The sequence below is a fragment of the Gluconacetobacter tumulicola genome (genome assembly GCF_014174215.1).
GTDB classification, from domain to species: Bacteria; Pseudomonadota; Alphaproteobacteria; order Acetobacterales; family Acetobacteraceae; genus Gluconacetobacter; species Gluconacetobacter tumulicola.
Genome location: NZ_JABEQL010000006.1, coordinates 14,871 through 39,626 on the forward strand (window position 1 = coordinate 14,871; position 24,756 = coordinate 39,626).

Here is a 24,756-nt window from a genome sequence, read left to right on the forward strand (position 1 = left end):
CTTATTCCGGCGGCATCTGGTCGGTGTTCGCAAGACGGCCTTTCGGGATTGCGAACATCAGAATCACGCCGCCCAGCGCCACGACCACGCTCATGCACAGGACGCCGGCGTTGACATTGCCCGTCAACTGCGTGACCCGGCCGATGAGAATCGGGCTGAAGAAACCGCCCATCAGTGCGATGGAGTTGATCAGCGCGTAGCCGCCCACCGCGCCGGGTCCGCGCAGGAATTGCGACGGCACGGACAGGAAGATCAGATAGGCGGAATACAGGCACATCGCGGTGACGCTCAGTGCCAGCATCGTGGCGGGCAGGCTGCCGCCCGTCGTCGCGATGGCGGCCAGTCCGGCGGCCGCCAGCAGGGTCGGCCCAGCGCAATGCCAGCGCCGTTCGCCCCGCCGGTCGGATCGTCGTCCCCATCCCACGATTGCCGCGCCACCGCAGAAAAATGGAATGGCCGTCAGCAGACCGACTTGCAGATCGCCGTGCGCCCCGGCCTGCCGCAGGACGGAGGGCGCCCAGAAGCTGAGCGTGTAGATGCCGGCAATGATGCAGAAATATCCGGTGGCGAGAACGTAGAGGATCGGATCGCGCAGCACGGAGGCGAAACCGTGATGGCTGGCCCCGACGGACGAGGCATTGTTTTCCACGATGCGGCGTTCGGCCGGGGTCAGCCAGCGCGCATCGGCCGGCCTGTCAGGCAGGAAGATCAGGACCACGAACGCCATCAGGATCGTGGGAAGGCCTTCGATGACGAACATCCAGCGCCAGCCGTCAAGACCGCCCACGTGATCCATCCCTTGCAGAAGCATGCCCGAGAGCGGGCCGGCGACGACGCCCGAGAGGGGGGCGGCGATCTGCTGGATCGAGATTGCCGTCGCCATGCGACCGGGGGGGTACCACGATGTCATGTAGTACATCGCCGCGGGCGCGAAGCCGGCTTCGAACACGCCCAGCAGGAAACGCAGGACATAGAAGGCGTAACGGCTGCTGATCAGCCCCATGCATGCCGAAGTCAGGCCCCACAGCACCATGATGCGGAAGAAGGTGCGTCTGGCGCCGACCTTTGGCAGCAGGAGGTTGGAGGGAATTTCGCACAGCACGTAGCCGACGAAGAAGATGCCGGCCGCGAAGCCGTAATCCTGTGGCGTAAGGCCGATCCGTTCTGAAATCTGCCGCTGCGCGAAGCCGATATTCAGCCGGTCCATGGTATCGAGCAGGTAGGAGACCGCCAGGAGCGTTGCGACGCGCAGGTCGATGCGCCGATAGAGTGCGTTCAGCGACGATTGAGGCGTCGCGAGGGGGAGATCAGGAATTGGAACGGTCCCGGCTGGGGTCATGACTGGGCTCCTTGGCGATACGCGGAGGCGATACGCGCGGGGCGTCTGGGTCGAAACGTCCAAGTTCAGGCGCGAAGGGGATTGACCGGTCCCGGAAACAGAAGGTCAATCTTCCATATTATTACGAATAAGATACGAAATATCCGTGGAAAGATCCATAAAAACCGTTTTAGTTTGCAAGGAGCGTTCCCGCTCCGGCTGTGTCGCGGGCATCATGTCGCGCTCAGCAGCGGATACATCGCCGGGCGGCGGTTCCTGGCGAAGTTGAACACGTGCTCCCTGATCTCGGCACAGCGATCCAGGTCGCAGACGGCGACGATGACTTCGTCGCCGACCGTGCCGGCCATTGCCACGATCTCGCCGGTCGGGGCGACGATGCAGCTCTGCCCCAGCAGGGCGCAGCCTTCCTCGACGCCGGTCTTGCCGACGCCCACCACCCACATGCCGTTCTGATAGGCCCCGGCCTGCATGCAAAGATGGTTATGGAACGATTGCAGGTGGTCATGGTCCGGCATCTGCGCGTAATGCAGGGGGGTGTTGTAGCCGATCGTCGCCACCTCGGCGCCGCGCAACGCCATTTCCCGATAGGTCTCGGGCCAGCGGCGATCGTTGCAGATAGCCATCGAAAAGCGCCCTCCCAGCAGAGGCACGGTCTCGAAGAATGCCTCGCCGGGTTCGAAATAACGTTTTTCCAGATGCTGGAAGGCACGCCAGGGTTCGTGTTCGGCATGGCCGGGAAGATGGATCTTCCGATAGCGCGCCACGATCTCTCCCGCCGCATCGACCATGATCGACGTGTTGAAGCGCCGGATACGTCCGTCCTCGATCCGCTTTTCCGCGAAGCCGAACGTGAAGGAGATGCCCAGGGCGCGAGCCCGCGCGAAGAGCGGAGCCACGGCCTCGTTCGGCATGGCCGTTTCGAAGAAGATGTCGATCTCCTGCTGATCCGCCATGAACCAGCGCGGAAAGAAGGTCGTCAGCGCCAGTTCGGGAAAGACGACCATCTGCGCGCCGAGACGCGCGGCCTTGTCCAGCAGCGCAACCATGCGCGCGACGGCGGATGCCCGGGACTCATTGCGCGCGATCGGTCCCATCTGCGCGCCGGCAATGATGATTTCGCGGCTCAAGCTCTGACTCCGTTCTGCGCCCCATCCAGGGAAGGACAGGACCAGTGAAGGACAAGGTGATTCAGGATTTCGGTCCCGCGCGCCAGGTCGTCGGGCGCCGTATATTCTTCGACATTGTGGCTGACGCCGCCCGTGCTGGGCACGAAGATCATCGCGGACGGGGCGATCCGGGCCAGCATCTGGGCATCGTGGCCGGCGCCGGAATGCATGCGGCGGGTCGTATGGCCCAGGCCCGTCGCCACTCGTTCGACTTCCGCCACCAGGGCGGGATCGAACGAGACGGGTGCGAAGCGCGCGAGCGAGCGGTGTTCGAGCTGCACGTCGGCCTCGGCGGCGGCGGTGCGGGCGATGGCCAGCAGGGCCGTCTCGGCGTCGCGCAGCGCATCGTCGTCGGGGTTACGCAGGTCGATCGTCAGGTTCGCTTCCTGCGGCACGACATTGACCAGGCCGGGCGTAAAGCGCAGTGACCCGCAGGTGACCAGTTGGTCCGCCCCCATGCGTGCGCCCATCTCGTATGCACCGTGGACGATGCGCGCGGCGGCCATGCCCGCGTCGCGGCGCATTGCCCGGGGCGTGGTGCCGGCATGGGCCGAACGGCCGGTCAGCCGGAACGCATGCCAGGAAATGCCCTGGATGCCCGAGACGACGCCGATCTGGATTCCTTCACGCTCCAGGACGGGGCCCTGCTCGATATGCAGTTCGAAATAGGCGGCGATGTTTTCGGGACCTGTCGCATCGCCGGCATAGCCGATGCGCCGCAACTCGTCGCCCAGCACCGCGCCGTCCGCGTCCCGCGTCGCCAGCGCGTCCGCAAGCGGCAGGCCGCCGGCGAAGACCAGGCTGCCCAGCATGTCCGGCTGGAATCGGGAACCTTCCTCGTTGGTGAACGCGGCAACGGTGATGGGCCGTTCGGTTTCGATCGCGGCATCGTTCAGCGCCGCGACGATTTCCAGTCCCGCCAGGACGCCGAACGTGCCGTCATAGAGGCCACCGGTCGAGACCGTGTCGATATGCGATCCGATCATGACCGTGCCGGCCGCCCCGTCGGGCGCCCGCGCCGGCCGCGTGCCGAAGATGTTGCCGATCGCATCGATGTCCACGACGAGGCCGAGCATCGTCATGCGGTGCGTCAGTTCGTCGCGGGCCGCCTTGTCGGCGTCGCTCAGCGCCAGGCGGCAGACGCCGCCGCCCAGAAGCGCGCCGATCCGGCCGAACGAGCGGATGGCCTCTTCAAGACGCCGCGCGTCGATCCGCGGGATGGCTGATGCGGTGCGGGGCGGGCCGTCAGCGGGCATCGGCCGCGACCTCTTCCGGTGTCCGCCCGACGATGGCGTGATACAGCGCGGCGTCCGTCGCCCCTTCGGTCCCGATCGCAACGACGATCGACGTGGCATCCAGGCCGAGCGTGTCCGCGATCTCCGGACGACCCATGACCTCCCGCAGGCCGGCAAGGCCGGCCGCGCCGCTTTCGCCGGCCACCACCGGACCGTCGCCGTCCACCCCGGCGGCCAGCAGGCGCATCGTCTCGCGGACGCTCTCGTCGTCGATGGCAAGATAGGCGTCGGCCAGGGCATGGATCGCCGGCCATGCGATTTCCGACGGCTCTCCGCAGGCCAGGCCGGCCATGATCGTGTCCAGCTCGCCGCCGACCGTGACGCGGGCGCCCGCCTGCGCGCTGGCGAGCAGGCTGGCGGCGTGATCTGGTTCGACGACGATGAAGCGTGGCGGGGCCTCGGCATAGGCCTGCGCCATGCTGGACATGATGGCCGCCGCGAAGCCGCCCACGCCCGCCTGGAGGAAGACATGGGTCGGGCGGACATCGCCGAGCTGCGCACGGATCTCCTCGGCGATCACGCTGTACCCCTGCATGATCCAGCCCGGTATTTCTGCATATCCCGGATAGGACGTGTCGGACACCACGTGCCAGCCATGGATGGCGGCGTCCTGCTGCGCGAAGCGCACCGCGTCGTCGTAATTGCCGGGCAGGCGCCGGACGGTCGCCCCCAGTGCCGCGATGGCGTCGGCCCGGGCCTGCGACACCGCCTGATGGATGTAGATGACGCACTGGCAGCCGAACTGCGCCGCGCCCCAGGCTACGGAACGCCCGTGATTGCCGTCCGTCGCGCAGCACACGGTCACGGACCCGGCGATGACGGCATGGCGTCCCGAAAACAGATCCTGACTGTCTGGCACCTGGCCGGTCCGCTGGGCGACGATCGCGGCCAGGACGCGCTGCACGGCGTAGGCGCCGCCCAGCGCCTTGAAACTGCCCAGGCCGAAGCGGGGGGCTTCCTGCTTGTAATGGATCGCGCCGCACCCCAGCGACCGAGCCAGGCCGGGCAGCGCCAGCAATGGGGTGCGCGCATAATGCGGCCAGTCCGCGATCGTCCGCAGCACCTGCACGGCGGCGTCCGGCCCAGCCGGAAAGGCGAAGGAATCCGCCGTGGGCGCGGGGCGGGCGATCGGGTTGAGACAGGTCTTGGTGAGCATTGGCGAACCCAGCGCGAGCGGAGGAGCGACGCCTCATCAAGGCGCGGGCGGTGGTTTCCTGTCAAGAACGGAATGAAAATAGTTTTTCGTGTTGTGATCGGAATGATAAACTTGTTACATGTCCCGCGTGACCGGGCGCGCCGGACGAGCCCGTGACCATTCCCCCGGATATCGAGGAACGCCATGGCTCTCGACGGTTCTGTTCTGGAACGCATGGTCGCGATCCGCCGCGACCTTCACAAACATCCCGAGCTTGCCTTCGCCGAATTCCGCACGGCGGAATGTGTCGCGCGCGAACTGGCGGCGTGCGGCCTTTCGGTCCGGACCGGCATTGGCGGGACGGGGGTCGTCGGTACCCTGGCCAGGGGCGACGGGCCCGCCATCGGGCTGCGGGCCGACATGGATGCGCTCCCGATTACCGAGGAGACGCAGCTTCCCTATCGTTCCGCACGTCCCGGAATCATGCATGCGTGCGGCCATGACGGCCATGTGGCGATGCTGCTGGCGGCGGCGTATCACCTCGCGGCCATGGACGATCTTCGCGGCACCGTTCATTTCATCTTCCAGCCTGCGGAGGAATGCGAGGGTGGCGGCCGCGCGATGGTCGCCGACGGGCTGTTCCGCGATCATCCCTGCGACAGCGTCTGGGGACTGCATATCTGGCCAGGCCTGCCGGTCGGGCGCTTCGCGACCCGGGCGGGTGCGATCATGGCCTCGTTCGACACGTTCGAGATTGTCGTGCAGGGATCCGGCACCCATGCGGCGATGCCCGAACGCGGCAATGATCCATTCATGGTCACCGCCGAACTGGTGATGGCCCTGCAGACGATCGTCAGCCGCAGGCTGAATCCGCTCTGCCCCGCTGTCGTCAGCGTGACCCAGATTCATGGCGGCGACGCCTGGAACGTCATTCCCGAACGCGTAACCATTCGCGGGACGGTACGCTGCCTGGACGAAGCGGCCCGCGGGCGGATCGAGACGCTGATCGCCGAGATCGGGACCGGGGTAGCGGTGGCGCATGGTTGCCGGGCGGAGGTCCGCTATATTCATGGCTATCCATCGACGGTGAACACGGCCGACTCCGTGCCCTGGGTGGCACGGGCAGCCTCGCGCGCGGCCGGGGAGGGGGCATGCGACAGCGATGTCGCGCCCTCGATGGCGTCGGAGGATTTCGCCTTCATGCTGCAGGCGGCGCCCGGCGCCTATGCCTGGATCGGGGCGGACGGGGCGGTTCCCTCGCGCCCGCTGCACAATCCGGGCTTCGATTTCAACGACGCGGCGCTGCCGTTGGGCGCGGCCTACTGGACCGCCCTGGCGCGGGACCTGACGGCGCGCGGCTGACCGCTTCCCGACGCAGGGCGGAATCGTGACGTTTTTTGCAAGGATGGCCGGATGTCGGGAATGATCGAAACTGTCGGTGTGATCGGGCTGGGCAATATGGGCCTGGCGATGGCCACCCGGCTGGCCGCCAGGGGCTTTGCCGTGCTGGGCCATGATATCGGCGCCCCGCGCCGGCAACTGGCCGCCGAGGCCGGCATTTCCGTCGCCGACGAGCTGGCCCCGGTGCTGCGCGCCGCGGATGCCATGGTCTTCTCCCTTCCCCTGGCCCGCGATGTCGAGGCGGTGGTGACCGCCCCGGGCGGCCTGCTGGCGCGGCGGGACCGCAAGGTCGTGGTGATCGACAGTTCGACCTCCGACCCCGGCACCACGCGGCGTCTGGCGCGGCAGCTTGCTCTGGCCGGGCACGGGCTGCTGGATGCGCCGGTCAGCGGTGGTCCGTCGGGTGCCGCCGCCGGGACGCTGACGATGATGGTCGGCGGCAGCGGGGAAGATTACGCCCAGGCGCGGCCGGTGCTCGACGCGCTGTCGGCGCGGGCGCCGCATGTGGGGCCGCCCGGCGCCGGCAATATCGTGAAGCTGGTGAATAATCTTCTCGTCGCCGCCCACCTGGTGACGACGGGTGAGGCGATGCGTCTGGCCGAAGCCGCCCGCCTGTCGGCGGGCGAGGCCATCGCGGTGGTCAACAGCGCGACGGGGCGCAGCGCGGTCAGCGAGACGATGTATCCGCGCTGGATCCTGCCCGGCACCTTCGACAGCGGCTTTTCGGCCGGGCTAATGCGCAAGGATGTGCGGCTTGCCCTGGAACTGGCCGGCGAAACCGGGCTCGACCTGCCGCTCTCCGCCCATGTCGGGCGCCTGTGGCAGGGCGCCGCCATCGTCGACGGCGACGATTTCACCCGCATGGCCGATTTCCGCATGCCGGGAGAAACGCGCAATGTCTGAAAGACCTTTTTCCGATGCCGCCGCGCGGATTTCGGCGCTGCTGCGCATCTTCCTGCCTGGCGGGGTGGTGGGTAGCGTGGTTGCCGGCGAGATCCTGCCTGGCACCGGGGCGGCGCTGGAGCTGGTGAACCCGGCCGACGGGCGGCCTTTCCTGTCGTTCGCCGACGCCGGCATCCCGGTGGTCGAGGCGGCCATGGCCGCGGCCGGGGCGGCGCAGCGCCACTGGTGGGGCATGACCGCGGCGGCCCGCGGTCGGGCGATGTGGGCGGTGGCGGCGCTGGTGCGCCATCATGCCGACGCGCTTGCCGAGCTTGAGACGCTTTCGGCCGGCAAGCCGATCCGCGATACGCGCGGCGAGGTGGCGAAGGTCGCCGAGATGTTCGAATATTATGCCGGCTGGTGCGACAAGCTGCATGGCGCGGTCATCCCCGTTCCCACCACCCATCTGAACTACACGCGCCACGAACCGTTCGGCACGGTCGTGCAGATCACGCCGTGGAACGCGCCGGTCTTCACGGCGGGCTGGCAGATCGCGCCCGCCATCTGCGCGGGCAATGCGGTGGTGCTGAAACCGTCGGAACTGACGCCGCTGACCTCGCTCGCGCTCGGCATGCTGTGCGACCGGGCCGAGGGGATGCCGCGCGGGCTGGTCAATGTCCTGGCCGGCGCGGGGCTGACGACCGGCGCGGCGGCGGTGGCGCACCGCGTCACGCGGCTGGTGGTTTTTGTCGGTTCGGCAGAGGCGGGTGGGCAGATCGCCGCGGCCGCCGCGCGCAACATCGTGCCGAGCATCCTGGAACTGGGCGGCAAGTCGGCGAACATCGTGTTTGCGGATGCCGACATGGATCAGGCCATCCTTGGTGCACAGGCGGCGATTTTCGGCGGGGCCGGGCAAAGCTGCGTCGCCGGGTCGCGCCTCTTGGTCCAGCGTGCCTGCCACCAGGCGATCATGGAGCGGCTGGTGGTCGCAGCGGGCCGGATTCCGGTCGGGTCGCCCATGGACCCGGCGACCCAGATCGGCCCGATCAACAACCGGCGCCAGCATGGCAGGATCGCCGCCATGGTGGCGGCGGCCGTCGAGGCCGGCGGGCATCTGGCGGCCGGCGGTGCCTGCCCGGATGGCCTGCGCGACAGCGGCGGCTTCTATTACGCGCCGACCATCATCGACGCCGTGCCGCCCGATGCCCCGATCGCGTGCGCGGAAGTGTTCGGTCCGGTACTGACGGTCCTGCCGTTCGACACGGAGGAGGAGGCGATCGCGCTGGCCAACGCCACGCCCTACGGCCTGGCCGGCGCGGTCTGGACGCGCGATGTCGGCCGCGCCCATCGCGTCGCGGCGGCCGTGCGCGCGGGCACGTTCTGGATCAATGGCTACAAGACCATCAACGTCGCCTCGCCGTTCGGGGGCTTTGGCCATTCGGGCTTCGGCCGCTCCTCGGGCAGCGAGGCGTTGCGCGCCTATACCCAGACCAAGAGCGTCTGGGTCGAGACGGCCGCGCGGCCGGGCATGCCCTTCGGCTATGTCGGATGATGCCGGGGGTCAGGCGGCGAAGGGATCCTCCACCTGGGGCCAGAGGGGACGGCCCGCCCGTTTCAGGTCCAGGCCGCGCATGTCCGGCTGCACGCAGCCCGGGGCCGCGACGAAGAGAACCTGTGATGCCAGTCCGGCGAAACGGTTGTAGAAATGCTGGGCGGATTTCACCACGATGCCCCGCCGGGCGGCGAGGTCGATACCCAGGTTGGTAAAGGCTTCGGGCGAGAAGGTCTGCTGCCGACGCGACATGACGACGACGTCCAGGCCATCGATCCGCAGCCATGCCGCCGGCCCCAGCGAGGATGTGCCGCCCCCCAGCCCGACCTGTCGAAGGTCGTCGGTGACCCCCTGGACGGTCGCGACCACGTCGAGGGGATCGCCGGAAGTCGGGCCGCATTTGCCCCCCAGCCTCAGCGGCAGCGTCTCGCCCGCCCCGACTTCGCGGCACAAGGCGACGACCATCGGGTCCCAGAAGCAGCCCACCGCGACGTCGCGCACCCCGCGCGCGATCAGGCGCCGCAGGATCTCGGTATTATCGGACGGCGCGCCGCCGCCCGCGTTATCGGACACGTCGGCCAGGACGACCGGGGCGCCCGTTTCCGCCAGGACGCGGTCGATCGCCTCGTCTGGCGTGAAATAGCGCGTAGTGTTATCGCCGCGCATCGCCCAGACTTCCTCCCCCAGAGCGGTGGCCAGTGACTGGGCCTTGCTCGGGTCGCCATCGGCGATGACGAGCATCTTGGCACCGACATCGGGCACGTCGGCCCAGGGAAAGCCATGGGCGAACGAGACGGAGAGAATGCCGTCCCGCCCCTCCAGGGCCTGCATCCGGTCCACGAACGCGCGCGCCGGCGCCTCTGGCGTGCGCCAGATCGACAGCATGCGGCAATCATGCGCGGCCATGACCGGGCGGATCGCGCCACGGGCCGTGTCGGCGGCCAGCCGGTAGAGTTCCGTCGCGCGCGGGGCGATATCGTCGTGCGGATATTCCTTGTAGGTGACGATCAGGTCCGCCTGCGCCATCATGGCGGGGGTCAGGTGGCAATGCAGGTCCAGCACTGTCCCGATGACGGTATCCGGCCCGGCCACCGCGCGCAGGTGCGTCAGCATGTCGCCCTCGCAATCGTCATAGCCGACGGCGACCATCGCGCCGTGCATCGATATCAGGATGACGTCGACCGGCAGGGCCGCGCGCAGATCCTCGATCACGTAGCCGCGCAGTTCCTCATAGACGCGCCGCAGGGTCGGTCCGGCCGGCTGGGCGAATGAACACACGCTCTCGACGATGTCGTGCCCTTCCTGTTCCGCGAGCGCCCGCCAGGTCTTCAGTGGCAGGTTCGCCATGGTGGTGGGATGGTCTGTCGCGCCGCTGCGGAACCAGTCGCGTTCGCCCATGAAGGCGCCGCGCCCCGTCATGATGGGCGAGAACGTGTTGGTCTCGGTCCCCAATGTCGCGATGAAGATTTTCATTTCAGAATCCTTGTCGTTCGCAATGGTGCCGGGAGCGCGTCGAGGTCGCGCAGCAGGGAGGCGGGGTCGAAGGTGCCCCGGCGGCCGATGAACACGATCCGGGTCGAACGGTCGGCCAGCGCGCGTTCGGGGGCCGGGCCGACGGTGGCGCGCATGCCCACCATCTGCAGCAACATTCCGCGATACGGGGCCGAGGCGGCGTACAGAATGCCCTTGGCCCGCAGCAGGCCCGGCGCGTGACGCTCCAGCACCGTGCGGAACGACATCACGTCGATGGGCGCGTCCGACCGCCAGGCCAGGCTGGCGAACTCCGGGTCCGCCGCTACTTCTCCCGCCGACGCGCGCAGGGCGCGAACGCGGGGGGCAAGTGCCGCTGCCGCCCGCAGGGCCGGATGGGCCAGGAGCCTCGCCCCGTCGCGCGCGATCGCGACGCCGGGGCGGATCGCGTGCAGGGCGTGTTCGGCCCGGTCGACAGCCTCTGCCTCCAGCCGATCGGCGTGCGACAGCACGATCAGATCGGCCGCGTGGATCTGTTCGAGGAAGAGCGGATCGCGCGTCACCGGCCCGGCCTCGGCCAGCGCCTCGGCGTCGGTCACGCACACGATGCCTTCGAAGGACACATGCGCCCAGATGACCGGGTCCAGCAGGGCCCGGCGCATGTCGTCGAGCCGCGACACACCGCTGCATTCGACGAAGATCCCCTCCGGCGGTGGGTCGCGCGCCAGCAGCCGGCGCAGCATTCCCAGCAGGTCGCCCTGCAGCGAACAGCAGATACAGCCGTTGCGCAGCGCCAGCACGTCTTCCCCGCGCCGGGCGATCAGTTCGCCATCGATGTCGATCGCGCCGAAATCGTTCACGATCACGGCCAGGCGGCGCGCCGCCTGCGCAGTCACGATCCGGTTGAGCAGGGTGGTCTTTCCGGCGCCCAGGAACCCGCCGATGATGGTGATGGGAACGGCAGCGGCCGTGCCGGTCACGAACCGGTCCCGCGTCCACGGATCGGCTGGCCGGGAAAGGCGTCCGTGACCAGCTGCCCGTCGGCGATGACGCGGCTGCCGTTGACGAACAGGTGCCGCACGCCCTCGGCATGGCGGTTCATCGCCATGAATTCGGCGCGGTCGGTGATCGTTTCCACATCGAAGACGACCAGATCCGCGTCGCATCCTTCCTGCACGCGGCCCTTGCGGCGCATGGCGGGCACGCTGGCCTCCAGAATCCCGGCGGGGCCCAGCGAGCAGCGCCGCATGGCTTCGCGCAGCGAGACCTTGCCACGTTCGCGCAGATATTCGCGCAGGAAGCGCGTGAACGTGCCGGACGAGCGCGGATGCGATGCGGCTTGCTCGGGCAGCGGCCAGGCGTCGCCTTCATAGATCGTCCCGTCCGGCATGGTCCACGGCATGGCGTCCGAGGCAATGATCCCACCGGGATAAAGAACGGAAAGATCCAGGAGTTCCCGCGCCTCGGGATCGGTTTCGGTATCCAGGAAATGCCACAGCACCAGAGATTCCGGCCGCGCCTGGCCTGCCGCGAGCAGTTCGTCGCGGTCCCTGATACGGTGTCCGCCGTCGACGAACTGGATGGCGGTGTACGGGTTGCCCGTGCGCTCGGTAAAGGCCGGATCGGCGAAGAAGGGCGCGCCGACCACCGTGGAGCCTGTGCCGTAGGGATAGGCCTCGACCGTGATCGGCAGGCCCTGGGCCTGGGCCTTGGCGACGATTTCGGCCGCGCGGCGCACGTCGCGCAGGCTGGTGCTGTTGAAATGGCAGATATGCATATGCGCGCCGGTTGCCCCTGCATAGCCTATCAGCCGCGTGTAGGCATCGATCGAACTGCGCGGATCGATATTCGAGGAGTAGGCGATGTGCGTGTAGGTCGGCACGTCGTGCCGGGCGGCGAGCGCACAGAGTTCCACGATCTCCTTGGCACCGGCGCCGGGCAGGTAGGCATGCGGGATGCCGATGCCGATCCCGCCTTCGGCCAGCCCGGACTCGACCATCGCGAGGATCGCGGCAAGATCGCGGTCAGTCGCCGTTTCCTGGCTCCAGCGCGGATCGTCGAAGCAGCGCCCCATGAAGGACAGCGACGGTTCCAGCGGACGGCCGATCATCACGGCGATCCGCGCGAATGCCCACGCCACCGACGCTCCGTAATTGAGTACCCGGCGCGCGGCCTTCTGCCGATCGTACCACGCGCCGATCGGCAGGATGCCGACTTCGAGTTCCAGGCTGCTGGTAACGCCGTCGAAGGCCTGCATGCGGTCGGCCGCCAGAGACTGGCCATGGGCGTGAATGTCGATGAAGCCCGGCGCCACCACCAGCCCCCGCGCGTCGATCTCCACCGCCGCGTCGCCCGTCACATGGCCGACGCGTTCGATCACGCCGGAACGGATCGCGAGATCGCCGGGGGATTCGAGCCCGGTTTCCGGATCGACGAGCAGCCCGCCCCGAATGATCGTGTCATACATGCTCTGTTCCTTTTGCGATCTGCCAACGCAGCGTATCGCCTTCCTGCTCGAAATGTGTGCCGAACGACCGGGACAGCGCCTGAAGCCGCCCGAGGATCGACGATGCGTGCTCGCCCGTTGCCAGGCGCGGCACGCCACGTCGGTGCGGCGGGCCGCCCAATCCCAGTTCCACCGGATGGATGGTCATGGAGGTCACGCCGCCCGGCCCGAACTCGCAGACCGGCATTACCGTTTCCCAGAACCGGCTTTCCGCCGGGAAGCCCTTTGTGTCGGCCTCGGTCCGCAGGCGGTAGACATGGGCGGGCGTCAGGTCCGGGCTTGCGCGGAAACGGCGGTAGGAATCGGCCGGCAGGCGCGGGACGAGTTCGTTCTGGCCGATGAAATTGCCAAGGCTGTAGAAAATCGGCCGCTCCCTGTAGATCTCGATGCCACGCAGGAGATGCGGCCCGTGCCCTGCTACCAGGTCGGCCCCTGCGTCGATCGCCGCATGGGCGAATTCCACCAGGAACTCGGCAGGGATTTCGGGGTCCATTTCTCCGACGGCGTTGTAGCCGACCTCATGGGCATGCAGGCTGACCACCACCAGGTCCGAGACCAGCCGTGCCTCCTTCACCCAGCGGGCGATGTCCGCCATGTCCTCGGCGTTGGCGGTGGTCCTGATCCTGGGCGCCGGGGCGGCGCGGAAATTCATCCCGCCGAGCGGCAGGATGTCTTCCGACGCGGGCGGGAAGCCGAAGCCGAGCCGGATCGTCGTCTTGCGGATCGATTCCAGGCCCAGTTGCTCCGCGATTTCCCGCAGAGTCGCCATCTGCGGCGGCGTCACCTCGTACACGGCTGCGTGTCGCAGGGGGTTCGGCCCTGGCCGCCCCTGCATCGCGTCCGTCTGTGCCGCCGCCTCCTGCCCGGTGGAGAAAGTTGCGGTGCAGGACAGCAACGACACGGTGCCTTCGGGACGTGTGCAGTAGACGGGCATGCGTGCCCGCGTCAGGGTTTCGCCGATCCCGGCATAGAGGATTTGCCGTGCGTCCAGCGCCGCGATCGCCTTGCGCAGTCCCGAGATGCTGTAGTCGAGGCTGTGGTTGGTCGCCGTGGCGAACAGGTCGAACCCCGCCTCGGCGAGTTCGTCGATCACCCAGGACGGCGCCCCGAAATGCGAGCCGCCGCTCTCGAGGGCCGGATCTCCTTCGAAATCGTTCGGCAGAACCTCCAGATTGGTAAAGGCGATGTCCGAACTGCGGATCAGGTCGAACAGGGGGCTGATCGCGGGATCGGTCATGCTGTTGAGGCGGCGGAGTAGGATGCTGTCGCCGGTCAGGGCCAGGGTGGGCATGGGGTATTCCGCTTTCGTGATCCGGTTCCGTGGTCGACCGCCGTCAGAAATCGATGCCGAAGCGCCCACCGACGAAGCGGGGTTCGCCGGAGATGCCCGTCAGCACCGTCGTCGCGGCCACGCTCACCACGTCGATGTAATGGCGGTTCGTCAGGTTCGAGGCATAGGCAGTCACGAACCAGCGACTGTTGACGGGCTTGAAGGTGACGCTCGCACCCAGCAGGAAATACGGAGGAACGACGTAGACGCCTGTCCCGCGTGGCTGCAGGCTGTCCTGCATGGTGCGATAGGAATAATCCACCTCGAAATTCATCATGTAATGGCCCCAGAATGGCCTCGTGTCATAGGACGCCATGCCGCTGAGCGTCAGCTTCGGCAGGCCCATGTCGGCGCCGCCATAATCGGTATAGACCGGCGTATAGACCCCGGTGACCGCGTAGCCGGCGGACACCGCAGCGCTGTTGACCTGCTGATAATCCGTGTATTTGCTGCGTAGATAACCGAAGTTCTGCGACAGGCTGAAGCCCCTGAGCGGATGGGCCTCGAGCTGGAACTCGGTTCCCCAGATCTCCGAATGGGGGATATTGACGTAGGAGCCATAGGTTCCCGGCGTCGGGCCCGTATAGGATTTCGGGTTGCCCGGGATCACGACGGTACCCAGGATCTGCTTGTCGTGGTAATCGTCATAGAATGCGGCCCAGTTCAGGCGCAGCCTGTGGTCGAAGAACTCCGTCTTCAGCCCTACCTCGTAGGCCAGCACCCATTCCGGTTTGAACGGCTTGATCTGGACGTCGGAGACGGTGGTGTTCGTCGTGAACCCGCCCGGCTTCACGCCCCGGGAGATGGTGAAATAAGCGAGGACATTGCGCGTGGCCTGGTAATTGATGCCGGTCTTGCCGGAAAGCTGGTTGGTGAGCGCTCCGTGCGTCCCGAAGGCATGCGACGTCCAGCATGACGGCGCGCCGCCGCACTGCGAGGCCGTGGTGCCGTAGTAATATTGCCTGATGTCATCGCCAACGAGCTGGCGGTCGTCGGTCTGGTGGCTCAGGCTGAAGGAGAGTTTCAGCTTGCGGGTTATGTCGTAGCCAAGGGTCGCGAACTGGCTGAAATTCTGCTCCGGCTGCTGATGCGTGCTGTCGCGGATCAGGCCGATATAGTCGGAAAGGTCAAACCAGTTCGATCCGTAGTTGCGGATCCGGTTGTAGTACGTCCCAACCACCCAGTGGAACCGGTCGTGGAACAGCGGCCGGCCCTGAAGGCCCAGTTCCTGCGAGAACATGTTCGTCTGGGACACGAAATAGGTGTCGCCCGAGCGGAATGTCAGGGCGTCGCGGTCGATATATTCGTGGCGCTGCTGCTGGGCGAAGGATGTGATGCCGTACAGCTTGGCAAAGCCGAAATCATGCTCGCCCTTCAACGTGATGTTCCAGTTCACGTCGTTGTTCGATGGGACGCTGTTGGGCGAGATGCCGAGCACTTTCGCATAGACCGGATTGAGGCTCCAGCCGGTGGCGTAGATATTGGTGTCGCGCGGGGCGTTGCTGAGTTTCGAGAAATCCTGCAGCACGAAGCTCGTCGTCGCCTCCGAGCGATCCAGGGACCAGTTGGCGATCAGGTCGATGTTGGTCTTCTCGTCCGGCTGCCAGGCCAGGCGCCCGCGGATCGCGCCGAAATTGGCATTGCCGATCTTCTGGCCGGTGGCGCGATTGAAGCGGAAGGCGCCACCTTCCATGTTCTCGCCCGCGATGCGGTACTGGAGCTTGTCCGTAATCGGACCGGATACGTAGACGACGGTCTTGCTCCGGTCCCGCGTGGCGATGTCCTCGGTGGCGCCGTAATGAAGCTGCTTCGTCGGCGCGTTGCTCTCGATACGGACCTCGCCGCCGGTGTCCCCCAGACCGTGGGTGAAGCCGACTGGTCCCGGCTCGGCGGCGACGCTCTGGACGTCGAACATCATGCCGCTGCTCATGGACGCGATCGGGAACGGAACACCGTCGAAATAGGTCAAGACGGACGGCATGTTGTTCTGTGTGTAGTCCTGGAGCCCGATTCCGCGAAGATAGAATGATGGCGCCGTACTGCCCCCTTCGGACTGGACAGTAAGGTTCGGCACCACGCGGCCAAGGTCCATGACCGTATTGATATGGCGTTCGGCCAGGACCTGAGCGTCGAGATAGGTGGTCGAGGTCGCCTCGTGCTGCTGGGCGGTGAATTTGAAGGCGCGTCGCTGGGCCGTCACCGCGACCGTCTCGGCAGCGGAGTGAACGGCGGCGTTCCTTACCTTCGCGTGGGCTGGCTGGCTGGGGACGGCCCCGGCGGTCGCGACGGGCTTGGCCATATGCCGGGATCGGGCTGGCACCGTCTGCGCGTCAGCCGCGCAGACGGTGCCCAGGGCTGTGGCCAGGGAGAACGCCGCTTTCAGGCTCAGTCGAAAATCCCTCATTTCTAACTCCGTTGTTTGGAAGTGAAATATGTTGCTAAATCGAAACGTATTCCGTACGGAGAGAGCCCTTGGGGGGACCTGATGCCTCAGGTCCCCGTGGCGATGCCGTCCACCTCGTCCAGCAGGCGTTCCACCTCGCTCAGGCGCTGCACGGCGGCGCTGCCGATCGACTCTTCCAGCAGTGAGGCGAGGCAGTTCACCAACGTGATCGCGCAGCCGTAATTGTCGAAGATCCCCAACCCTTCGACCGAACAGCGCAGCGTCAGGACCGACGCGTCGGGGCTCGGTGGCTGGCCGGGATCCGTGATCTGCAGTGCTCTGGCACCCTGCTTTCTGGCTTCGCGAAGGATACGCGAGAGGATCGCGGGCCGGCGCCGGAACGCAAGCAGGACAACCAGATCGTCCTTGCCCATGTTCACGAGTTCCTCGCTGAGCGTCATTCCGGCCCTCGGTGCCAATGAGGCGCCGTCGCGCAGCAGGGAGAGCACGGCATGGAGATAGATCGCCACGACCGTGGAGTTCCGGTATCCCACAATCCAGATCCGGCGCGAGGTCTTTAGCAGCCGGACGGCTTCCGCCAGATCAGCGGGCGCGATATCCATCGCCGTGCGCCGCAGGTTCTGTGCCTCGTGCTCCGCGTAGGGCGCGAAGTCGAAGGACGCGGAATCGCGCCGGCTCTTTTTCCGCAAGGCGGTGAGCGGTGATCCCGCCGAGGCCCTGTCCCGCGCCTGGTTGTGGGCCTGCTGGTAGTTTGCATAACCCAGGCGGCGGAAGAACCGCGCCGCGGTCGGGTTGGAGACATCCGCCCGTGCCGCAAGCTCGCCGGCCGTGAATCCGGAGAAATTGCCGTTCATCTCCAGAAGCACGGCCGCCAGCTTCCGTTCGCCCGGAGAAAGCTCACCATGAACCCGCATGATCCTTACCTCTATGGGGGTGTCGTCTTCCATCACTGTCCGCTTATGCACTTTCTATGAAACATGGTTTCCGTTCCGAATACAACATGAAAATGTTTTTTCTTTGAATCTTTCTCCTGTCGTTTTTGCTGGCGCTAGGGGCGAAACCCGGCAACGGTAGGGCAGGTAAGAAAATTGCCTGAACCTCCCAAAAGAACGACACGCCTTGAAAGGCGATGGCACTGTCGACTTGTGCTGAGGTCCGACCCGGAATTTTCATCGAGCACTGACCCAACTGGGGGATTGTTTCCCGTGTTGCCTGGGAGGGGTCAAGCTGTTGTTTGGGCCCCTTCTGGTTTTCGGTGAGGCGGAACTGGCCCGGAAGTGGCAGCGCCACTCAAGGACCCGCAGACCGGGATGGTTGGCCCGGCCCAATCTGCCCGAAAGCTGGATACGGACCGAGATGTCGGATTGCGGATCGTGAGCGACGCGCTCTGGCAGACAGTGCAAGTGCGTCAGGACGAAATCGGGAGCCGTAGCCGGGCGATTGCCGAGGGTGTTGGATCGCCGCGAAGGCAAGGGAAATGGGACTCCTGTCGATATCCTCCGGGTTGTGTCGCCTGCTGGTCTGCTGGCTCTGCGCCGATCCGGAGCATATGAGATAGAGGTGCTGCGCCCTGGGGGGGGCCGCAATCATGAATCACATCAAAAACCCACGAAACCAGCAGGTTCGTGGGTTTTTCGTGTTCGCACGCCAAGTCGGCCATAAAATATAATACAATCAATCTCTTCGTAGGTCCAATCGGGTCTGAAGCTCCCCTTGGGGTAAACCCATCGAGTATATTCCATCCGGTTATGGTATCCTTTCAGGGTCATGCTGATCTGAGGAAAGCGATCATGACTGATGCGGTGCAGCCTACCGCTTCCAGGCCACTGGTTGATGACGACCAACTATGGCTGAGCGTCATGAACAAGATGGACGAGACCTGGGCCGAGCTGGTCGGGCAGCAGGTCGAGCTTGAACGCAAGAACGCCGAGCTTGAGGGCGCGCATGCCTTCATGGCCGGTGTGTTCGATTCCATGTCCGACGTGCTGGTGGCTTGCGATACTGCGCTGCGCGTTGTGCGTACCAACCAGGCGGCCGAGCGGCTGTTTCCCGGCGGTGCGGACGGGCTGGTGGGACGCCTGCTGACGGAGCTGGTCGATCCGCACTCTCCCACCACGGTAGCGGACGTCGCGAACACCATCGTCCGGAGGCAGCGTCTGGAGGACCGGGAATTTATCCTAGCGGCGGCGGGGGGGGCGATGCCTTTCGCGGTCAACGGCACCGTGTTATACGACGGGCGGGGGCGCCCGTCAGGCGTGGTTCTGGCGGCACGGCCGCTGGGCGAGCTGCGCCGCGCCTATACCGAACTGGACCGTGCGCATCGCAGTCTGAAAGACGCACAGGCCCAGTTGGTGCAGGCCGAAAAGATGGCGTCGCTGGGGCGGCTGGTGGCCGGGGTGGCGCATGAACTGAACAACCCGATTTCCTTCGTCTATGGCAACGCGCATACGCTGCGCCGTTTCACCAGGCGGCTGGAAGCCTATCTGGCGGCGGTCCATGCCGATCCGCGTGCGGCGGATTTCGCGCGGCAGCGCCAGGACCTGCGCATCGACATGGTGCTGTCGGAGCTGGACGGGGCCCTGTCCGGTATCGTCGATGGCGCCGAGCGCGTGCGCGATATCGTGGCCGATCTGCGGCGCTTTTCCTCGGACCGGCGCACGCCCGGCACGATATTCGACCTGGCGGACGTGGCGCGCACGGCGCTGGACTGGATCCTAGCCACCTGCGGGCGCCCGGTGACCGTCCATGCCGACCTCGACGGCGCCCTGGATGTCGATGGCCATGCCGGGCAGATGCAGCAGGTCATCATGAATCTGGTGCAGAATGCCGTGGACGCCATGGAGGGGAGCGACAGCCCGACCCTCGACATCGCCGGCACCCGGCGGGGCGGGCGCGTGTGCCTGACCATCCGCGACAACGGCCCCGGTATCGCGCCCGAGATCATGGACCGGATCTTCGACCCGTTCTTCACCACCAAGCCGGTCGGCAAGGGCACCGGGCTGGGGCTTGCGATCTGCTATCGCATGGTGACCGAGCACGGGGGCATGCTGGCAGCGTCGCGTCATCCTGCGGGCGGGACGACGATGACACTGGACCTGCCGGCCTTCATGCCCGATGACGGACCGGGTAACAGCGGAGCGGAGGCCTGAGCGTGGCGTTTACGGTGCTATGGCTGCAATCGGGCGGATGCGGGGGGTGCACCATGTCCCTGCTGTGCACGGAATCGCCCGACCTGCTGACCACGCTGCGGGGGGCAGGGATCGAACTTCTGTGGCACCCTAGCCTGTCCGAACGTACGGGGGCCGAGGCGCGGGACCTGTTCGATGACATTCTGTGCGGCCGCCAGGCGCTGGATGCCCTGTGCGTCGAGGGGGCGATGCTGCGTGGGCCGGAGGGCACGGGCCGCTTTCACGTCCTGGCCGGGACGGAGCGCCCTGTGATCGACTGGGTGCGCGACCTGGCGGTGGTGGCGCGGCATGTGGTGGCGGTCGGCACCTGCGCGGCCTATGGCGGGGTGACGGCGGCCTCACCGAACATTCTGGACGCCTGCGGGCTGCAATTCGACGGATACTATCCAGGCGGCGCGCTGGGCACCGATTTCCGCGCGCGCGGCGGCCTGCCGGTGGTCAATGTCGCGGGCTGTCCCACCCATCCGGACTGGGTGACCGAAACGCTGATGCTTCTGGCGCAGGGGGCGTTGGACGGTGACGGGTTGGATGCGTTCGGGCGCCCGCGTTTCTACGCCGACCAGCTTGTGCATCATGGCTGCACCCGCAACGAGTTCTATGAATACAAGGCCAGTGCCCTTCATCCCTCGGAACAGGGCTGCATGATGGAGCATATGGGCTGCATCGGCACCCAGGCGCATGGCGATTGCAATACGCGGCTGTGGAACGGCGGCGGGTCGTGCACGCGCGGCGGCTATGCCTGCATCAACTGCACCGCCCCGGAATTCGAGGAACCCGGCCACCCCTTTGCCCGCACGCCCAAGATCGCGGGCATTCCCGTCGGCCTGCCCACCGACATGCCCAAGGCGTGGTTCGTGGCGCTGTCGTCGCTGGCCAAGGCGGCCACGCCGGATCGCCTGGCCCGCAATGCTGTCAGCGATCATCAGGTCGTCTCGCCGCCCTGCCGTACGCCGAAACGGCGGTGAGGATGAGAGCGGATGAGAACGGATCGGGCATTGCCCGAACCCACCAGGGCCTGAGGCACTGGACCCCGATCATGAATGAAACGACCGGGTTTCCAAAGGGCGCGGCCCTTTGGCGGGTTTCAGGGCGGAGTTGGCCAAGGTTCCCTCGGCCGGAACGGCCGAGGGAAAGCCAACGGAGGGGGAGCCCTGAGGCGTGCCCGGCATGACCGAACAAGGCGCCACGCGGCTGGTGGTCGGGCCGTTCAATCGTGTCGAGGGCGATCTGGAGGTGCGGCTGGACATTGCGGACGGGCAGGTGCGCGCGGCCCAGGTCAACGCCACGCTGTTTCGCGGGATCGAGCGGATTCTGGAAGGGCGCGACCCGATGGATGCGCTGGCAATCGCGCCCCGGATCTGCGGCATCTGTTCGGTCTCGCAATCGCACGCTGCGGCGCTGGCGCTGGCCGGGGTGATGGGGATTGGCCCTGCCGCGAATGGGCAGGTGGCGACGAACCTGATTCTGGCGACGGAGAATCTGGCTGATCATCTGACGCATTTCCATCTGTTCTTCATGCCGGATTTCGCGCGGGCGGATTATGAGGGGCGGCCGTGGTTCGTGCGGACGCATGCGCGCTTCGCGGCCATGCGCGGGACGGCGGTGCGGTCGATCCTGCAGACGCGCGCCCTGCTGCTGCATGTCATGGGGGTACTGGCCGGGCACTGGCCGCATACGCTGGCGATCCAGCCGGGGGGCGTATCGCGCGGGGTGGGCATGCAGGAGTGCGTGCGGTTGGGCAGCATTCTGGCGGGCGTGCGCGCGGCGCTGGAGGAAAATCTGTTCGGGACCGGGCTGGAAGAGGTGGCCGCCCTGGCCGATGTGGCGGCGCTGGAGACGTGGCGCGCCCAGGGGCCGCAGGGTGATTTTCGCCTGTTTCTGGAAATCGCGGCCGACCTCGAGCTGGAGCAGTCGGGGCGGGCTTATGACCGGTTCCTCAGCTATGGGGCCTATCCCGGCGGGCTGGTGGCCGGGAGGGCGGCGCAGCTGTGGCCCGGCGGCCTGTTCGTGGACGGCGCGACGCGGACGCTGGAGATCGCGGCGGTGACCGAGGATCACGCGGCCAGCCATATGGATGATCACGACCATCCGCATCCGCCCTTCGCCGGGTCCACCATTCCGCGCCTGCGCGACGGGGCGGCCTATAGCTGGTGCAAGGCGCCGCGCCTGTCCGGCCTGCCGTATGAGACCGGCGCACTGGCGCGGCAGCTTGTCGCGGGTCAGCCTCTGGCGCGGGATCTGATGGCGCGCGGTGGCGGCAATGTCCTCTCCCGTGTTGTGGCGCGCCTGGTCGAGAGTGCGCGCCTGCTGATTGCGATGGAGGGATGGGTGCGGATGCTTCGCCCCGGCGCCCCGTGGTGCCATGTGCAGGGGGCGGTACCCGATGGGCGCGCCGTCGGCATGACCGAGGCAGCGCGCGGCGCGCTGGGGCACTGGCTGCGCGTCGAGGGCGGGCGGATCGCCGGATACCAGATCATCGCGCCGACGACGTGGAATTTCTCGCCGCGCGATGGGTCGGGCACGCCCGGCCCGTTGGAGCGGGCGCTGGTGGGCGCGCCGGTCCGACCCGGAGAGCGCGCGCCATTGTCAGTACAGCATATCGTGCGCTCCTTCGATCCCTGCATGGCCTGCACGGTGCATTGACGGTGCCGGATAGGCCTGTGGAACTCGCCGCCGAGCGGATCGTGGTCAGCGGTCTGGTGCAGGCGGTGGGCTTTCGTCCTTTCGTCTGGCGCGTGGCGCGGCGGCTGGGTCTGCGGGGCACGGTGTGCAATCTGGGCGACAGGGTCGAAATCCTGGTGACGGGGCCTGAGGCGGCGCGTGACGCACTGGTCGCGGCGCTGTGGTCCGGGCCGCCGCGCGCGCGGGTCCTGGCCGTGGCGCGCCAGCCGGACCTGTATGACGGAGGGCCGGGTTTCGAGATCGTGCCCAGCGTGGCGGGCGGCGTCAGCGCCGGGATCGTGGCCGATCTGGCGACCTGCCCGGCCTGCCTGGAGGAAATCCGTTCTCCTGCGGCGCGGCGCCATGGATATGCTTTTACCAACTGCGTCGATTGCGGGCCGCGTTTTTCCATCGTGTCCGGCTTTCCCTACGACCGCGCGCGCACGACGATGGCGGGGTTCGCCCTGTGCGCTTCCTGCCGCGCGGAATATGACGACCCCACCGATCGGCGTTTTCATGCGCAGCCGATTGCCTGCCCCGCATGCGGTCCGCGCCTGCGCTTCGTTGGGCCGGGGGCCGGGTCGGAAGGGGAGGCGGCATTGACGGCTGCCGCCTCCCTCCTGCTTTCCGGCGGGATCGTCGCGGTGAAGGGCATTGGCGGCTATCACCTGGCCTGCCTTGCCACGTCCGATGCGGCAGTTGCCCTGCTGCGCGCGCGCAAGGGGCGGCTGGCCAAGCCGCTGGCGGTGATGATGCGCGACGCGGCCATGCTGGAAGCGTTCTGCCGCCCCAGTGCGGCCGAGCGGCAGCTTCTGGCCGATCCGGCCGCCCCGGTGGTGCCGGTGGCGACGCGAGCCGACGCGCCGCTGTCCGCCGGGCTGGCGCCGGGGCTGGACCGGCTGGGGGTCATGCTGGCCTATACGCCGCTGCATGCGCTGCTGCTGGCGCGTGTGGGGGCACCGCTGGTGATGAGCAGCGGCAATCTGTCCGGCTGCCCGCAGGTGACGGACGATGCGGCGGCGTTGCGCGATCTGGCAGGCATCGCCGATGGCTGGCTGATGCATGACCGCCCGATCGCGCGGCGGCTGGATGACAGCGTGATGGCTGTGGTGGACGGGCAGCCGCGCGTCCTGCGGCGGGGGCGCGGGCTGGCGCCCGAACCGCTGACTCTGCCCCCCGGTTTCGCGGCGGCTCCGCCGGTGCTGGCGATGGGGGCGGACCTGAAAGCCGCCTTCTGCCTGACGCGGAACGGGCAGGCCCTGCTGTCGCACCATATGGGCAATCTGGACGATGCCGGCGTTGCGGACGCGCTGCTGGCGGCCCTGGCCGATTACCGCGCCCTGTTCGCGCAGGCGCCGGCCGTGGTGGCGGTGGACGCCCATCCGGATTATCGCAGCCATGCGCTGGGCCGCCGTCTGGCGGCGGAGGCGGGGCTGCGGGTCGAGACCGTGTGGCACCACCACGCCCATGTCGCAGCCTGCATGGCCGAGCATGGCCTGCCCGCCGACGGCAGGGCGGTGGTGGGGCTGGCGCTGGATGGGGCCGGGCTGGGCCAGGACGGCACGGTCTGGGGGGGCGAGGTGCTGGTCTGCGACTATCGTGCCGCGCGACGGGTGGGGCGGCTTGCGCCCGTGGCGATGCCCGGCGGCGATGTGGCGGCGCGCGAACCGTGGCGCATGCTGCTGGCGCATCTGGACGCGACGCTTGAGCCGGACGGCACCGATGCGGCGGTGGCGCGGGGGCTGGCGCCCGCGCTGGCCGGCCGTCCGCTGCCGGTTCTGCGCGCCATGATCCGCGCGGGTGTCAACGCGCCGGCGTGCAGTTCCGCCGGGCGGCTGTTCGACGCCATGGCGGCGCTGCTGGATGTCGCGCCCGCGCGGATGTCTTATGAAGGCGAGGCCGCGATGCGGCTGGAAGCCCTGGCGCGCGGGGCGGACCAGGCGGCTGACTCCGCGCCGTTCGGCTTGCGGACGCGCGATGGGCTGGCGGAGATCGACCCGGCGGCGATGTGGCGCGCCGCCCTGAGGGACAGGGGGGACGGCGTGGCCCCGGCCCGGATCTCGGCGTCGTTCCATGCCGGTCTGGCCGGCGCCTTCGCCGAGTTGGCGCGTCGCACCGCCCAGGTCGAAGGGCTGGACACCGTCGCGCTGTCCGGCGGGGCCATGCACAACGCCGTGCTGGCCGAAACGTTGGCGGTGCGGCTGCGCGCGGCGGGGCTGCGCGTGCTGCTGCCGGTGCGGGCGCCGGCCGGCGATGGTGGACTGGCGCTGGGGCAGGCGGCGGTGGCGGCGGCCCGGATGCTGGAAGGCGTCTGATCGTCTGTCCGATCCGTCCGATCAGCCTGCTTCCACTTTCCTCTCGCGATCGGGCCGGCCCTTTCGCCGTTCGCGGTCCCTGCGGCAATTGGTACGCTTTCTGCTTCCTTCC

At 67.4% G+C, this 24,756-nt stretch carries 17 protein-coding genes; 7 read left to right on the plus strand and 10 right to left on the minus strand.

From position 1 onward, the window contains the following. Window position 1 precedes the first annotated feature (1 nt). From HLH29_RS06085 to HLH29_RS06100, 4 genes are all read right to left on the minus strand, one after another. On the minus strand, window positions 2-1,339 hold the full coding sequence (locus HLH29_RS06085) for an MFS transporter (RefSeq protein ID WP_182965065.1): 1,338 nt from the start codon (window positions 1,337-1,339) through the stop codon (window positions 2-4). A 212-nt stretch (window positions 1,340-1,551) separates the two neighbouring features. Then, complete coding sequence (locus HLH29_RS06090; RefSeq protein ID WP_182965066.1) at window positions 1,552-2,466, minus strand: N-carbamoyl-D-amino-acid hydrolase; 915 nt, start codon at window positions 2,464-2,466, stop codon at window positions 1,552-1,554. Then, window positions 2,463-3,761, minus strand: a complete 1,299-nt coding sequence (locus tag HLH29_RS06095; protein WP_182965067.1) for a M20 family metallo-hydrolase — start codon at window positions 3,759-3,761, stop codon at window positions 2,463-2,465. Before HLH29_RS06095 ends, HLH29_RS06090 begins: the two co-directional genes overlap by 4 nt. Further along, a complete protein-coding gene (locus HLH29_RS06100; protein WP_182965068.1) occupies window positions 3,751-4,956 on the minus strand; it encodes a diaminopropionate ammonia-lyase in 1,206 nt (401 codons plus the stop codon). The genes HLH29_RS06095 and HLH29_RS06100 overlap by 11 nt, the downstream gene beginning before the upstream one ends. A 183-nt stretch (window positions 4,957-5,139) precedes the next feature. On the opposite strand from HLH29_RS06100, the gene HLH29_RS06105 reads away from it, so the two are divergent. Genes HLH29_RS06105 through HLH29_RS06115 form a run of 3 tightly spaced genes read left to right on the plus strand, consistent with a single transcriptional unit; the run spans window position 5,140 to window position 8,770 of the window. Further along, on the plus strand, window positions 5,140-6,297 hold the full coding sequence (locus HLH29_RS06105; RefSeq protein ID WP_182965069.1) for an amidohydrolase: 1,158 nt from the start codon (window positions 5,140-5,142) through the stop codon (window positions 6,295-6,297). A 60-nt stretch (window positions 6,298-6,357) separates the two neighbouring features. Then, window positions 6,358-7,239: an NAD(P)-dependent oxidoreductase gene (locus HLH29_RS06110; RefSeq protein WP_220791395.1), complete on the plus strand. Its 882-nt coding sequence runs from the start codon at window positions 6,358-6,360 to the stop codon at window positions 7,237-7,239. Then, window positions 7,232-8,770: an aldehyde dehydrogenase family protein gene (locus HLH29_RS06115; protein WP_182965071.1), complete on the plus strand. Its 1,539-nt coding sequence runs from the start codon at window positions 7,232-7,234 to the stop codon at window positions 8,768-8,770. Before HLH29_RS06110 ends, HLH29_RS06115 begins: the two co-directional genes overlap by 8 nt. 9 nt (window positions 8,771-8,779) lie before the next feature. On the opposite strand, the gene HLH29_RS06120 is transcribed toward HLH29_RS06115, so the two are convergent. From HLH29_RS06120 to HLH29_RS06145, 6 genes are all read right to left on the minus strand, one after another. Beyond that, complete coding sequence (locus HLH29_RS06120; RefSeq protein ID WP_182965072.1) at window positions 8,780-10,243, minus strand: M81 family metallopeptidase; 1,464 nt, start codon at window positions 10,241-10,243, stop codon at window positions 8,780-8,782. Beyond that, window positions 10,240-11,220, minus strand: coding sequence for a GTP-binding protein (locus HLH29_RS19970; RefSeq protein WP_182965073.1), 981 nt, complete (start codon window positions 11,218-11,220; stop codon window positions 10,240-10,242). Before HLH29_RS19970 ends, HLH29_RS06120 begins: the two co-directional genes overlap by 4 nt. After that, complete coding sequence (locus HLH29_RS06130) at window positions 11,217-12,707, minus strand: amidohydrolase family protein (RefSeq protein ID WP_182965074.1); 1,491 nt, start codon at window positions 12,705-12,707, stop codon at window positions 11,217-11,219. The genes HLH29_RS19970 and HLH29_RS06130 overlap by 4 nt, the downstream gene beginning before the upstream one ends. Next, entirely contained in the window at window positions 12,700-14,037 is a 1,338-nt protein-coding gene (locus HLH29_RS06135) for a CapA family protein (protein WP_182965075.1), read from the minus strand. Before HLH29_RS06135 ends, HLH29_RS06130 begins: the two co-directional genes overlap by 8 nt. A 43-nt stretch (window positions 14,038-14,080) precedes the next feature. Further along, on the minus strand, window positions 14,081-16,480 hold the full coding sequence (locus tag HLH29_RS06140; protein ID WP_182965076.1) for a TonB-dependent receptor: 2,400 nt from the start codon (window positions 16,478-16,480) through the stop codon (window positions 14,081-14,083). Between the two features lie 86 nt (window positions 16,481-16,566). Beyond that, window positions 16,567-17,394, minus strand: coding sequence for a MurR/RpiR family transcriptional regulator (locus tag HLH29_RS06145; RefSeq protein ID WP_182965077.1), 828 nt, complete (start codon window positions 17,392-17,394; stop codon window positions 16,567-16,569). A gap of 876 nt (window positions 17,395-18,270) precedes the next feature. On the opposite strand from HLH29_RS06145, the gene HLH29_RS06150 reads away from it, so the two are divergent. The 4 genes from HLH29_RS06150 (at window position 18,271) to hypF (ending at window position 24,644) form a co-directional block, all read left to right on the plus strand. Further along, on the plus strand, window positions 18,271-19,629 hold the full coding sequence (locus tag HLH29_RS06150; RefSeq protein WP_182965078.1) for a sensor histidine kinase: 1,359 nt from the start codon (window positions 18,271-18,273) through the stop codon (window positions 19,627-19,629). Between the two features lie 2 nt (window positions 19,630-19,631). Continuing rightward, window positions 19,632-20,633, plus strand: a complete 1,002-nt coding sequence (locus HLH29_RS06155) for an NADH-quinone oxidoreductase subunit B family protein (RefSeq protein WP_338030184.1) — start codon at window positions 19,632-19,634, stop codon at window positions 20,631-20,633. Between the two features lie 202 nt (window positions 20,634-20,835). Then, the gene (locus HLH29_RS06160; RefSeq protein ID WP_182965079.1) at window positions 20,836-22,311 is read left to right on the plus strand and encodes a nickel-dependent hydrogenase large subunit; all 1,476 of its coding nucleotides are present in this window, start codon (window positions 20,836-20,838) and stop codon (window positions 22,309-22,311) included. 2 nt (window positions 22,312-22,313) lie between these two features. Then, window positions 22,314-24,644, plus strand: coding sequence for a carbamoyltransferase HypF (gene hypF, locus HLH29_RS06165; protein ID WP_338030185.1), 2,331 nt, complete (start codon window positions 22,314-22,316; stop codon window positions 24,642-24,644). Window positions 24,645-24,756: the final 112 nt, after the last annotated feature.